The organism is Pseudomonas sp. Sample_11 (assembly GCF_004307505.1).
GTDB lineage: Bacteria > Pseudomonadota > Gammaproteobacteria > Pseudomonadales > Pseudomonadaceae > Aquipseudomonas > Aquipseudomonas atacamensis.
In genome coordinates this window covers 63,131-76,103 of sequence record NZ_RCOD01000054.1, presented here as the reverse complement: position 1 = coordinate 76,103, position 12,973 = coordinate 63,131, and the positions used below count along the sequence as shown (strand labels likewise).

Sequence of the window (12,973 nt, the reverse complement as noted above, 5' to 3'; positions counted from 1 at the left end):
ATGCCGGCGAAGAGCACAGCGCCCGAGCCTTCACCCGGGTCCTGCGCGATCTTTTAGGGTAAGAAAAGCAAAAGATCGCAGCCTTCGGCAGCTCCTACACGAATGCATTCTCATGCAGGAGCTGCCGAAGGCTGCGATCTTTTCGCTCTTAATTGGATGTCTTGGCCATCTGCCGATCCGACGCGCGCCAGATCAGGCGTGTGGTGTCGTAACCCTGCTGACGCGCCTTGCTCAGCAATTCTTCACGCACTACACCGTTGACGGTCGGTGTGCGTGACAGCAGCCACAGGTACTTGCGGCTCGGATCGCCGACGATGGCGGTCTTGTAATCGTCGCTGACGTACAACACCCAGTACTCGCCCTTTGCCACACCCGGCACCAGGCGCGAGAACCAGTTATCGAATTCGACCCAGAGCTTGTCGGTCTTGCCCGGCACTTGTGGATAAGCCGTGCCCTTGGCTTCTTCCCATTGCCATTCCGGGGTCAGGCAACGGTTGAGCACGCCGACATTACCGTCAGGCTTGAGGGTGTAATGGGCTTCGGATTGCGCGCAGTGGCGCTGAAAGTACATCGGCAAGCGTGCCAGTTCATACCAGGTGCCCTGATAACGCTTGAGATTGACGCTGTTGACGGTCTTGGGCGCCAACGGGTCGACGCCGGAAGTGGCGCAGCCAGCCAGTACCAGGCCAGCAAAAAGGATCAGCAATAACCGCTTCATTTTTTTCTCCGTGGGCGCGAAGCCCCGGTTTACTTCAGGCCTTGGCCGGAAAACATCAGCACTTTGTCACCGGCGTATTGCACGCTGATAAAGCTGTTCTTGTCGCCCCAGGTACAGCTGGACATACCGAGCGCGCCCGAGCAATCAGTGGGCTTGCCGAGAAGGGTTTCCACTTCGGACTTGGCCATGCCGGCCGAGAGCTTGGAGTAGTTTTCCTGATTGACCTTGCTGCATGCGGCCAACAGCACGCAAAACGACAGCAGGGCGATAGATCGCAGCGACATGGTGAAACTCCTGGAACGAGGGGGGATGGCATGGTGCCAACCAGAAGCTTAGAAGAGAAAAGTGTCATCTGGTTCCGTGACCGAACGCCTATTTATCAGCCCGCCCGTCCGGCTTTTGCCGGTAAATCAAAAACTTTGTGAAGCCGTCGAGCATTTCGTCGACTTTCCCCACAAACGCCTAATCTTTGGCGCGGCGCGGTCGAAAATAAGAGCAGCGCAACGCTGCCGAATATGGCAAATTGCCGCCCTTTCCTGACCAGCCCCCTCGCGGTAGTTCATTCGATGACCAGAAACATGAAATTCAGCCACAAGATTCTGCTGGCTGCTGCCCTTGTGGTGGCCGTTGCGTTCGCCTGTTTCATCTTCTTCAACGACTATCGCCAGCGTCAGGCCTTGAGCAGCAGTACCGAAGCGACCATGCAGGAGCTGGGCAGCCTGACCACCAGCAACATCCAGACCTGGCTGGAAAGCCGCATTCAGCTGCTGCAATCGCTGTCGCAGCAAGTCGCCGTTGACGGCAACGCGCCCGCCAGCCTCAAACGCATCATTGACCTGCCCGCCTACACCGGCAATTTCCAGCTCAGCTATTTTGGCGGTGCCGACGGCGTGATGTTCTCGGTGCCGGCCGGCAACCGCGCGCCGGACTACGATCCACGGGCGCGCGGCTGGTACAAAGCCGCCAATAGCGCACAGCAGACCATCGTCACCGAACCGTATATTGCCGCTTCGTCGGGCAAGCTGGTGATCACCGTCGCCACGCCGGTGCAGCGTCAGGGCCAGATGCTCGGCGTGGCCGGGGCCGACATCGATCTGACCAGCGTCAGCGCGATCATCAACTCGCTGAACTTCGGCGGCCACGGTCATGCGTTCATCGTCAGCGCCGAAGGCAAGATCCTGATTCACCCGGACAGCAAACTGGTGCTCAAGACCCTCGCCGAGGCCTATCCGAACGGCGCGCCTCAAGTCAGTCCGGGCTTGAAAGAAGTCGAGTTCGACGGCAAGACCCAGTTGATTTCCTTCACTCGCGTCAACGGCGTGCCTTCGGCTGACTGGTACGTGGCACTGGTGCTCGATAAAGACACCGCGTTCTCGATGCTCAGCGAATTCCGCACCTCGGCACTGATCGCCATGGTCATCGCGGTGCTGATCATCATCGGCCTGCTTGGCATGCTGATTCGCGTGCTGATGCAGCCACTGCTGACCATGGGCCGCGCGATGCATGACATCGCTGAAGGCGAAGGCGACCTGACCAAGCGTCTGGTGATTCACGGCAACGATGAATTCGGCGCACTGGGTACGTCGTTCAACCGCTTCGTCGAACGCATTCATACGTCGATCCGCGAAGTGTCCTCGGCGACCGGCCAGGTCAACGAAGTCGCCCTGCGTGTGGTCGCTGCCTCGAACTCGTCGATGTACAACTCAGACCAGCAGGCCAGCCGCACCAACAGCGTCGCCGCCGCGATCAATCAGCTCGGCGCCGCCGCTCAGGAAATCGCCCAGAACGCCGCCCTCGCCTCGCAGCATTCCAGCGATGCGCGCAGCCTCGCGGTCGACGGCCAGCAGGTGGTGGATAAAACCATCCACGCCATGCAACAGCTGTCGGCAAAGATCAGCGATTCCTGCGGCAACATCGAAACCCTTAACAGCAACACGGTGAACATCGGCCAGATTCTCGAAGTGATCACCAGCATCTCGCAGCAGACCAACCTGCTGGCACTCAACGCGGCTATCGAAGCTGCGCGCGCCGGTGAGGCCGGTCGTGGCTTCGCCGTGGTCGCCGACGAGGTGCGCAACCTCGCGCACCGCACCCAGGATTCGGCGCAGCAAGTGCAGAAGATGATCGAAGAGCTGCAGGTCGGCGCACGTCAGGCAGTAACCATCATGACCGAGAGCCAGCGCGAGAGCGAAAGCAGCGTCGGCATCGCCAACCAGGCCGGCGAGCGCCTGGGCAGCGTGACCCAGCGCATCGGCGAGATCGATGGGATGAACCAGTCGGTGGCCACTGCGACCGAGGAACAAACGGCCGTGGTCGAGTCGATCAACGTTGATATCAACGAGATCAACACGCTGAATCAGGAAGGGGTAGAGAACTTGCAGGCGACGTTGCGCGCCTGTTCGGATCTTGAGCAGCAAGCCGCGCGGTTGAAGCATCTGGTCGGCAGCTTCAGGATTTAAGCTGCGGCCTCAGGCCTCTTCGCGAGCAGGCTCGCTCCCACAGTGGAATGCATTTCAATTGTGGGAGCGAGCCTGCTCGCGAAAGCGGCATAAGCCGCACTGAAGATTCAGAATCTTGAGCCGGGCCTGGACAGGAACTCCAATTCCTCAGACGTAGACTCCCGCCCCAACACCGCATTGCGATGCGGAAACCTTCCAAACCGGGCAATCACCTTCTGATGCCGCTCGGCATAGTCCAGGTTATCGGCAAACACCGCCCGCTCCGACTCTGGCTGCTCAGCCACCAATTCAATAAATCTGGAAACGGCTTCGTTCTGCACCGCGAGGTTTTCGCAGTGTTCGAACACCAGATAAATGAACACACGCTGAATCGGCTTCAACTGCCGATCAAAATCCGCTGCAACGCCTTGCGCGACAAGTTTCTGCGCAAGCAGATCACCGGAAAATGCTTTGGGGGTGTCGCGATAGATCATGCGTGGCAGTTGATCAAGCAACAGCACCACCGCCAGCCAACCTTCGGGACATTGCGTCCACTCGGTCAATTCACCGGCCAGGGCCTGATCGACAAAGACCCCGAAACGCGTCTGCGCTTCGAGGTCTTGGCTGTTTCGCTTGCCGAACCACAACTTGCCCTTTTCGGCCGCCACTTCGCTGGCTGATTCGGCGTGTCCGAACCACCAGTGGAGCAACGGCTGCCAGGGCGCGTGCATGGTTTATTCCTTGTGGTAGGCCGTGGCGCGGGCGACTTCTTCTTTCGAACCGAGGAACACTGCAACGCGCTGGTGCAGGCCTTCCGGCTGGATGTCGAGAATACGCTGGTGACCATCAGTGGACGCGCCGCCGGCTTGTTCGACAAGGAACGACATCGGGTTGGCTTCATACATCAGGCGCAGCTTGCCCGGTTTCGACGGCTCGCGGCTGTCGCGCGGGTACATGAACAGACCGCCACGGGTCAGAATGCGGTGGACGTCGGCAACCATCGCCGCGACCCAACGCATGTTGTAGTTCTTCTTCAACGGGCCTTCTTCACCGGCCAGCAGCTCGCCGACATAGCGCTGCACCGGGGCTTCCCAGTGACGCTGGTTGGACATGTTGATGGCGAATTCCTGGGTGGTTTCCGGGATGGTGATGTCTTCGTGAGTCAGGACGAAGCTGCCCATTTCGCGGTCCAGGGTGAAGCCTTTGACGCCGTCGCCCAAGGTCAGCACCAGCATGGTCTGCGGGCCGTAGATGGCGTAACCGGCGGCCACTTGCTGGGTGCCTGGCTGCAGGAAGGCTTTTTCGTTCAGCGGCTCGTTCTGGCTCAGGTATTCGTTCGGGCAACGCAGTACCGAGAAGATCGTGCCGACCGGGGCGTTGATGTCGATGTTCGACGAGCCGTCCAGTGGGTCGAAGACCAGCAGGTATGCGCCTTTCGGGTATTTGCCCGGGATCTGGTAGGCGTTGTCCATTTCTTCGGACGCCATGCCGGCCAGGTGACCGCCCCATTCGTTGGCTTCGAGGAGGATCTCGTTAGAGATCACGTCGAGCTTCTTCTGCACTTCGCCTTGCACGTTCTCGGTGCCCATGCTGCCCAGAACACCACCCAGGGCGCCTTTGGACACGGCGTGGCTGATCTCCTTGCAGGCACGCGCTACCACTTCGATCAAAAAGCGCAGATCGGCAGGAGTGTTGTTGCTGCGGGTCTGCTCAATCAAATAGCGACTCAAGGTAACGCGGGACATGGACGGCTCCGGTGGAATGGGGGGCGGAAAACCCGCGCAGTTTACAGGGAGTCTGAAAACCTAGCGAGCGAAGACGCCGGCTAACGTGCGCCTGGGTGTATTTGCCTGTATGAGACGTGATTGTCGGTGGAGAGTTCAGGTGTCGGGTTGAGCGTAGTTCGGTTCGGCATGAGCGATTGAAGATTTTCAGTGTCTGCCCGGGCGCTTTCGCGAGCAGGCTCGCTCCCACAGGGCAATGCATTCCATTGTGGGAACGAGCCTGCTCGCGAATGGCGCAAAGCGCCGCCATGCTCAGGTATTGGCTGGCGGCTTGCGCAACAGGCTGAACGCCATCGCCCCGAGAAACACCACACTGAGCAGCAACACCGCCCACAGCCCGAACTTCTTCCAATTGGTCCCGGCCACCGCAGCCGTCGTCGCCGTTGAGGTTTGCGTGGCCACTGCTTCGTCCTGCACCGTCGCCTTGCCCAGGCTCGCCAGCTTTTCTGGCTTGAAGTCCGGAATCAACGTTGCCAGTGGCAGGTTCGCCGTTTTCACGGTGGCATTGCCCAAGGCCAGACTGTACGGCCCTTCGCCCCGGGCGAGGAAGATCACTTGCGTGGCGCGCACCGCATATTTCAGGTCCGGCGCCTGCTCACCCAACCCGCCGCCGCGCTCATCCACGGTCAGCTTGAGTTGCTGCACGGTCTGCCCGGACAGCGGGATTTCGTTCTGCACCACGTCCTGATTGTTCTGGCTCAGGCGATACAGCAAACCGCTGCTCAGCGTCTGCCACGGCAAGTTGCTCTCCCTCCGGCCGGCCAACGTGACTGGCGCCAGACTGTTCGGCTGTTTCAGCTCAACCTGCACCCGCTCGACATTCAGCCCCATCGGCAACAGCCAGGTGTATTCCCCGGATTTGGTGCTGCTGCCGGCTACGCTGGGCGACCACACCAGGGGCAGCGGCAGGTTGCGCGGGTCGCTGCTTTTCAATTGCGCCGACGTCAGGACGGGCGCCGAGCCCGGCGACTCCCACAACAGGCGCACATAGCGCGCGGTCTGCCCCGGCAGGGTCACTTCGTGCTGTTCGATGCGCTCATCGGAAAAGGTCAGACGTGCCACCTGGCCCTCGCCCCATGACTGCCAGTGCTGCAGATCGTCGCTGGCCTCAATGCTGAAACGCTGAAAACCGTCGCGCTCGCTGGTCCAGTCGAGGATCAACTGCTGCAACGGTGCCTTGATCGCACTGGCATCGAGCAGCCAGCCGCGCAGCACTTCTTCGCCCGCCTCCAGTTGCGAGGACGGTTGCACTTCGACCAGGGTGCCGTTGGTGGTCGACTGCACGCGCACATTCGGCGCACGCTCGCTGGCGTCGGCGGCGTTGTACAACGGGAACCATTTGACCTCGTGCAGCTTGCCGTCGTCGCGGGTCTGCGCCGATTCGCGAGCCAAGGCGTAGGCCTGCGCTTCGCCGGCGGCGTTGAACACACGCAGGTCGCTGAGATCGGTCTGGCGCGCCTGCAATTGCGCGCTCAGCGGCAGGTCGAGGCGATACCACGGGCCATTGCCGCTCACCGTCAACGGCACTTGCGTGGCGAAGTCCGCCGGTTTTTCCTGAGCGCCAGCGACCATCACCACGCCCAGCGCCAACCACCCCAGATTCAGCATGCGACTCAAGATGCAACTCCTTCGGTTTCCGGCGCGGGTTTGTCCGCCGCCGGTTCGGCCTCGACGCGTTTGGGTGGCAGCGGCGCGAAGTAGCCGACCACCAGCAGCAATACGCCGACACCGATAAACGAGACGATCCGGGCGAGACCGCCACGGTTGCTCAGTTCGACAAAAATCAGTTTGGCCACCACCAGCGCAATCAGCGCCGCGCCGATCAGCCACACTTCGCGGCGATGGCGCAGATGGCCGCCGATCATCAGCCCCAGCGCCATCAACGTCCAGACGATCGACAGGCCGGCCTGCACCAGCATCGACGCGAGCAGTTGATCAAGCTCGAACGGGATGCCGGCCCAGTGATGCGCCGCGCGGGTGACCAGTGCGGTGCAGAAGGCGAACAGCGAAACCCCGGCGATCAGTTGCGTGGCCTTGTCGGCATGATCCTGACGGATCGACAGCTGCGCGACGGCGCTGCGCGACCAGGCATAAACGCCGAACAGCGCAAACAGCAGCCCCAGCTCCAATGGGTTGAGCAGCGGCACGTAAGGCAATGGTTCGGCATTGCCATCGCTGACGCCATTGGCCAGCCAGAACCACGCCAGCATCAGCACCGCCAGCGGTGCCGCCGCATACAAGCGGTACTCGCGGGCAAATGCGGCCACCGGCCACGGCCACGTTCGGGGTGCAGCCATCAGCAACAGATAGAGGCTCGGCAGAATCGCCCAGCCCAGCCAGCGCCAGGCATTGTACTGCTCGGACAACAGCAGCAGACCGTAACGCAACTCCAGCGCCAGCACGCCAATCAGCAGCCAGCAACCGAGCACATGGGCCACGCTCAATGCGCGCGCCGGCAACATCGACGCCAAGCGGCGCAGGCTGAAGAAGTGCACCGCGAACAGCGCCGGCCACGCCAGCCAGCCGAAGTCGGCGGCCGGGTGGTAGCGCGAATGCCAAGCGCCGAGCAAAACCAGCGCCGCCGCAGGAATCAGTAAGGTGCAGAGCAACCCCAGCGCCGGCCATTTCAAGCGCAGTGACAACAGCGTCCACAGCGCCACACTGATCGCAGCGACCAGCAGCAACAATGTGCCTTGCAGGTTCGGCGAGGCGAAACGCAGGATTTCGCTGACCCACGCCAGCGTCCACCAACCGGCGCCCCAGACCAGCAGCACTTGCGACAAGCGCTGCAAACTCAAGGCATCAAAAGCCGTGGCATGGTTGCCCAATTGCAAGCGCCACGCACCGATCAGCGCGGCCAGCCCCAGCACCAGCGGTGTCCAGAAGCCGCCATGGGCCAATGGTTGCAATCCTTCGCTAGACAATGGCCCGAGCCATTCAGGCCCGGCGAGCAGAAACGCCGCGCCACCGACCACCTGCAACAGCAGCCCGAAAACGAAACTCAGACGCTGTTGCAGGTACAGGCTCAGCCAGATGATCAGCAAACCGCTGGCCGCCCACACTGCACTCGCGGTTTGCCACGGCAGCACGAACAGCACCGCCAGATTGATCAGCACCAAGCCGGCCAGCAGCACCACCGACAAGCCGCGCAGCAGGCGCACATCGCCGCGCACCATCTCGTCCCGCGCCGCCAGCAGCATGCCGCCAATCAAGGCCAGACCGATCAAGGACGCACTGAGCAAACCGCTCCAGCCAGCGCTGAACACCGCCGCCGAATCTTCGCCGGCCGTTTGCAGGCGCAACAGAAATAACGCGCCGCCCAGCAACTGCACGGCGAATGCGGTGAACAGGAATGTGCGTGATTGAATCCGCAAGCCGACAAACAACGTTGCCAAACCGGCCAAGGCCCAACTGATCGCCGTGCCCTGGATGAACAGGAACAACGGCGCCAGCAGATACAGGAACGTCAGGCCCAGACACGCCAGCACTGGCAGGCCTTGCCTTTCCCACGGCAATGTTTGCTCGGGCGTAGCCTTGCGCAGTTGGAAGAAACTGAACAGCAGCGCGGCGCCAAGCATCAGCGCGCCCAGCGGTGCGCCGTCGAGCAGGCTGCTCTCGCCGGGCTGCAACTGGCTGAGAAACGCCAGTGCCGAACCCAGTTGCAGCAGTAAGGCAAAGGCCCGGGCAAACGGTCGATGCTGACGCAACCCGAGCCAGAAAATTCCCGCGCCTTCCACGGCCCACGCCGCAGACGTCCAGCGCGCATCGAGCCCCAGCGGAATCGCCAGGCTGGCGAAAATCACTCCCAGCGCCAGGCAGGTTTCGCCCAGGAGCATCGCGCGCCCGCCCATCAAAACTTTGGCCAGCGCCATATAGATCATGCCCAGCGCCAACGCACTGAACGCCGCCGCAAATTCGAGGTGCTGGACCAACGCAAACTGCAAACCGAAGCCAATGATCGGCGGGCCGAACAGCAGGGTGCCGTCGACGTAATCACCCTTGCGTGCCGACCATTGCAGCAGCGCGTCGCGATCAGCCTCCGCCGGAGCATTCGGCAAGTCGCGCAATTTGCGCCGGGCGAAGAGCAGGCCGATGGCGAGGTACATGAGGAAAAACACAATCAGGAACGGCTCGGTGCTCCACAGCAGTTCCGGCGTGTAGGAACGCAGGCCCCAGGCGAAACCGATACCGAAGGTGCCGACGAAACCGATCAGGTTGAGCAGGCGCCAGGCCTTGAACCAGGCGATGGCGAGAATGCCTGCGTTGAGCAAGGCGAAATAACTGAACAGTGCGACGTGATTGCCTTCGCCGGTAGAAGTCAGAATCGGCGCGGCGAAACCACCGAGTGCCGCCGCTGCGGCCAACCCCAGCGCGTCCTGGGTAATCGCCAGAATGGCCGAGAACACCGTCACCGCGACCAGCAAACCGAGTGCAGCGGACGGATCAAGCAACGGATGCAGACGCATCGCCGCAAACACCGTCAGGTACAACACCGCGATCCCGGTGCCTTGCAGCATCAATGCATAGTTGCTGTTGCGTCGGCGCAACCACCAGCCCAGCGCAAGCAGAGCCAACGCCGCTGCCGCGACGCCGGCGTAACGCAACTCGATCGGCACCACCATGCCTTCGGTGGCGTAACGCAGTAAAAACGCCAGACCGAAAAACAGCAGCACCACACCGACGCGCAGCACTGTATTGCCGCCAAACAGCCAGTTGCGCGCAGCGCCGATGCCGCGTTCGATCAGGTTCGGGCCACGGGGTTCGGCGGGTTTTTGCGGTGGTGCAACGGGGGCCGGTTCGGCGCGCCAGACATCCGCCGGCAACGGCTGGCTGGTTTCGCGGGCGACGGCGGAGATCGGTTCGAGTTCGGGGGGCAGTTCCCAGATCAGTTCAGGGGTCGGGGCAGCCTGCTCAGCCACGTCGACGGGTGCGGCGACTGGCTCGGCTTCAGGTGACGGCGCGGGCGCATGCGAGGGCGAACCCTCCAGCACAAACAGCCGCTGAGCCACGCCTTGCAAGGCTTCGCGCACCTGTTCGAGTTGACGCTGTTGCTCCGCCGCCTGCGAGCCAAGGCGCGCGATGCGCAGCATCTGGCCGATGACCAGCCCCAGCAGCGCACCTAACAGCGCACCACTGAACGACTCGTCGAGCAGTCCACCGAGCACCAGCCCGATCAACATGAACATCCATTGCATGGTCGATATCCCTGAGCGCAAAGGCCAATCCGGGAAGATTAGCGCAGCCTGTCGCAAAAAGATCGCAGCCTGCGGCAGCTCCTACAAAGGTTTATGCGAACACTTTGTGTAAGAGCTGCCGCAGGCTGCGATCTTTTCCGGCGCGCCGATTATATCGAGCCAGGCGAAAAGTTACTCCAGCGCTTTCCAGATATCCGTGGCGTACTCGCGAATCGTCCGGTCGGAAGAGAACCAGCCCATCCGCGAGGTGTTGAGCACCGCCGAACGCCACCAGTTCTGCGAGTCATGCCAGTGCGCATCGACACGCTTCTGCGCCTCCCAATAGGAGTCGAAGTCGGCGCAGACCAGGAAGCGGTCATAGTCGATCAACGAATCGATCAGGCCGGTATAACGCGAAGTGTCGTCCGGCGAGAACACACCGCTGCGAATCGCTTGCAGCACATCGTTCAAACGATGGGAGGCGGCGATGTCGGGTACGGCGCTGAACTCGTGGTTCTGCTTGCGCGCTTCAACCTGTTGCGCACTGAGGCCGAAGATGAACATGTGCTCGGCACCGATGCGCTCGCACATTTCCACGTTGGCACCGTCGAGGGTGCCGATGGTCAGCGCGCCGTTGAGGCCGAACTTCATGTTACTGGTGCCCGACGCCTCGAAACCGGCGGTGGAAATCTGCTCGGACAAGTCCGCCGCCGGGATGATGCTCTCGGCCAGGCTGACGTTGTAGTTGGGCAGGAACACCACTTTCAGCAGACCACGCACGGTCGGGTCGTTGTTCACCACCCGAGCGATGTCGTTGGTCAGCTTGATGATCAGCTTGGCCTGGTGATAACTCGCCGCCGCTTTACCGGCGAAGATCTTCACGCGTGGCACCCAGTCGACTTCCGGCTCGGCACGAATCGCCTGGTACAGCGCCACGGTATGCATCAGATTGAGCAACTGACGCTTGTATTCGTGAATACGTTTGACCTGCACGTCGAACATCGCTGCCGGGTTGACCGCGATCCCGAGGCGCTCGTGAATCAGATAGGCCAGCGCCTTCTTGCTGTGCAACCGCTGCTCGGCGAAGGCTTTGCGGAACGCGGTTTTCTCGGCGAACGGTTCGAGTTCGAGCAGGCGCTCTTCGGGATGATCAAGCACGTCCGGGCCGAGAGCGTCGATCAGCATCGAGGTCAGTTCCGGGTTGGCCTGATACAACCAGCGGCGGAACGTGATGCCGTTGGTTTTGTTGTTGATCCGCTCCGGATAGAGCTTGTGCAGTTCGGCGAATACGGTTTTGCGCATCAGCTGCGTATGCAGACCGGACACGCCGTTGACGCTGTGCGAACCGAGGAACGCGAGGTTGCCCATGCGCACCCGGCGGCCGTTGTCTTCTTCGATCAGCGACACCGCGCGCAACACGTCGAAGTCATGTATGCCCTTGGCCCGCAGCGAATCGATGTGCTGCGCGTTGATCAGGTAAATGATCTGCATGTGCCGTGGCAGCATGCGTTCCATCAGCCCGACCGGCCAGGTTTCCAGCGCTTCCGGCAGCAGCGTGTGGTTGGTGTACGACAGAGTGTCGACGGTGACTTGCCATGCTGCGTCCCACGCGACGTCGTAGACGTCGACCAGTTGGCGCATCAGTTCGGCCACGGCGATTGACGGGTGAGTGTCATTGAGCTGGATCGCCGCGTGATCACCGAGGGTCAGCACCGAGGTGTGCATGTTGCGGTGACGGCGCAGCAGATCCTGCAACGAAGCGGCGACGAAGAAGTATTCCTGACGCAGGCGCAGTTCTTGCCCGGCTTCGGTGCTGTCGGCCGGATAAAGGACGCGGGAGATACTTTCGGCGCGGGCCACTTCCGCCACGGCGCCCAGGTGGTCACCGGCGTTGAAGCGCTCCAGGTGCAGGTCTTCCATGGCGCGGGCACGCCACAGGCGCAGAGTGTTGACGCTCGCTCCGCGCCAGCCGACCACCGGCGTGTCATAAGCAATGGCGCGCACGGTTTCCGCCGGCGACCAGACCTGACGAGTCTTGCCGGAGGCATCGGTGACGGTTTCGACGCTGCCGCCGAAGCCGATCGGGTACGCCACTTCCGGCCGTTCGAATTCCCAAGGGTTGCCGAAATCCAGCCAGTGTTCGGTCTGCTCCTGTTGCCAGCCATCGACAATCGCCTGACGGAACAAGCCATGCTCATAACGAATGCCATAGCCATGGCCGGCGATGCCAAGGGTCGACATGCTTTCCATGAAGCACGCCGCGAGACGACCGAGGCCGCCGTTGCCGAGAGCCGCGTCGGGCTCCAGCAGGCGGATGCGCTCCAGATCGACGCCCAGTTCGGTCAGCGCTTCACGGGCGACGTCGAGCAGGCCGAGGTTGCTCAGGCTGTCGTAGAGCAAACGGCCGATGAGAAATTCCAGCGAGAGGTAATAAACCCGCTTCTGGCCTTTGCGATAGATCTGTCGGGTATGGTCCATCCAGTGTTCGACCATGTGATCACGCGCAGCCAGGGCGATGGCTTCGAACCAGTCATGGTCGAAGGCGTGATCGGGGTCTTTGCCCACGGCGTAGGTGAGTTTGGTCAGGACGGCGTCGCGGAACGCGGCCACCTCTGCTTCGCGAACTAGTGGTTCTTGAGTCATCAACAGGACCTCGAGCGAGCGGGAATTTTCTGAGCCTAGACGGTCTGACCGGCGCTAACGGCTCTGGTTCGGCAGTATTTGCGCGGACTGTGCGCCAGTGCGACATAACCCTGGCGGATGAGCCAATGAATGCAGGGGCCGTGCCGTCCTGTCGGGCAAAATGCGGCCGCTGCGAAAATATCCGGCGAAAGGTTGTTCAAAATTCCACCGCTCCCG

At 61.7% G+C, this 12,973-nt stretch carries 8 protein-coding genes; 1 reads left to right on the top strand and 7 read right to left on the bottom strand.

What is annotated here, in order from left to right; translation table 11 throughout:
• Window positions 1-148: 148 nt before the first annotated feature.
• Window positions 149-718 (bottom strand): lipocalin family protein, encoded by a 570-nt coding sequence (locus D8U60_RS16195; RefSeq protein WP_016772094.1) that lies wholly within the window; start codon window positions 716-718, stop codon window positions 149-151.
• A 29-nt stretch (window positions 719-747) separates the two neighbouring features.
• Window positions 748-1,002, bottom strand: coding sequence for a hypothetical protein (locus tag D8U60_RS16190; protein WP_016772095.1), 255 nt, complete (start codon window positions 1,000-1,002; stop codon window positions 748-750).
• Between the two features lie 282 nt (window positions 1,003-1,284).
• Here D8U60_RS16190 and D8U60_RS16185 point away from each other — a divergent pair, with 282 nt between their 5' ends.
• A complete protein-coding gene (locus tag D8U60_RS16185) occupies window positions 1,285-3,177 on the top strand; it encodes a methyl-accepting chemotaxis protein (protein WP_197047952.1) in 1,893 nt (630 codons plus the stop codon).
• Between the two features lie 107 nt (window positions 3,178-3,284).
• Here D8U60_RS16185 and D8U60_RS16180 read toward each other — a convergent pair whose 3' ends face one another.
• The 5 genes from D8U60_RS16180 to D8U60_RS16160 all read right to left on the bottom strand — a co-directional run bounded on the left by D8U60_RS16180 (window position 3,285) and on the right by D8U60_RS16160 (window position 12,757).
• Window positions 3,285-3,887 carry a DUF924 family protein gene (locus D8U60_RS16180; protein ID WP_130900483.1) on the bottom strand — a complete coding sequence of 201 codons (603 nt, stop codon included), beginning with the start codon at window positions 3,885-3,887 and terminating at the stop codon, window positions 3,285-3,287.
• 3 nt (window positions 3,888-3,890) lie between these two features.
• Window positions 3,891-4,901, bottom strand: coding sequence for a class 1 fructose-bisphosphatase (locus D8U60_RS16175; protein ID WP_016772098.1), 1,011 nt, complete (start codon window positions 4,899-4,901; stop codon window positions 3,891-3,893).
• A gap of 291 nt (window positions 4,902-5,192) precedes the next feature.
• A complete protein-coding gene (locus D8U60_RS16170) occupies window positions 5,193-6,557 on the bottom strand; it encodes a DUF3999 domain-containing protein (RefSeq protein WP_130900482.1) in 1,365 nt (454 codons plus the stop codon).
• Window positions 6,554-10,135: a DUF2339 domain-containing protein gene (locus D8U60_RS16165; RefSeq protein WP_130900481.1), complete on the bottom strand. Its 3,582-nt coding sequence runs from the start codon at window positions 10,133-10,135 to the stop codon at window positions 6,554-6,556. Before D8U60_RS16165 ends, D8U60_RS16170 begins: the two co-directional genes overlap by 4 nt.
• Before the next feature lie 171 nt (window positions 10,136-10,306).
• A complete protein-coding gene (locus D8U60_RS16160; protein WP_041477535.1) occupies window positions 10,307-12,757 on the bottom strand; it encodes a glycogen/starch/alpha-glucan phosphorylase in 2,451 nt (816 codons plus the stop codon).
• Between the last annotated feature and the right edge of the window lie 216 nt (window positions 12,758-12,973).

What these genes read in the sequence shown, in the direction of transcription:
- D8U60_RS16195 (WP_016772094.1), bottom strand. Translation starts at nt 718, where the DNA reads ATGAAGCGGTTATTGCTGATCCTTTTTGCTGGCCTGGTACTGGCTGGC.
- D8U60_RS16190 (WP_016772095.1), bottom strand. Translation starts at nt 1,002, where the DNA reads ATGTCGCTGCGATCTATCGCCCTGCTGTCGTTTTGCGTGCTGTTGGCC.
- D8U60_RS16185 (WP_197047952.1), top strand. Translation starts at nt 1,285, where the DNA reads ATGACCAGAAACATGAAATTCAGCCACAAGATTCTGCTGGCTGCTGCC.
- D8U60_RS16180 (WP_130900483.1), bottom strand. Translation starts at nt 3,887, where the DNA reads ATGCACGCGCCCTGGCAGCCGTTGCTCCACTGGTGGTTCGGACACGCC.
- D8U60_RS16175 (WP_016772098.1), bottom strand. Translation starts at nt 4,901, where the DNA reads ATGTCCCGCGTTACCTTGAGTCGCTATTTGATTGAGCAGACCCGCAGC.
- D8U60_RS16165 (WP_130900481.1), bottom strand. Translation starts at nt 10,135, where the DNA reads ATGCAATGGATGTTCATGTTGATCGGGCTGGTGCTCGGTGGACTGCTC.
- D8U60_RS16160 (WP_041477535.1), bottom strand. Translation starts at nt 12,757, where the DNA reads ATGACTCAAGAACCACTAGTTCGCGAAGCAGAGGTGGCCGCGTTCCGC.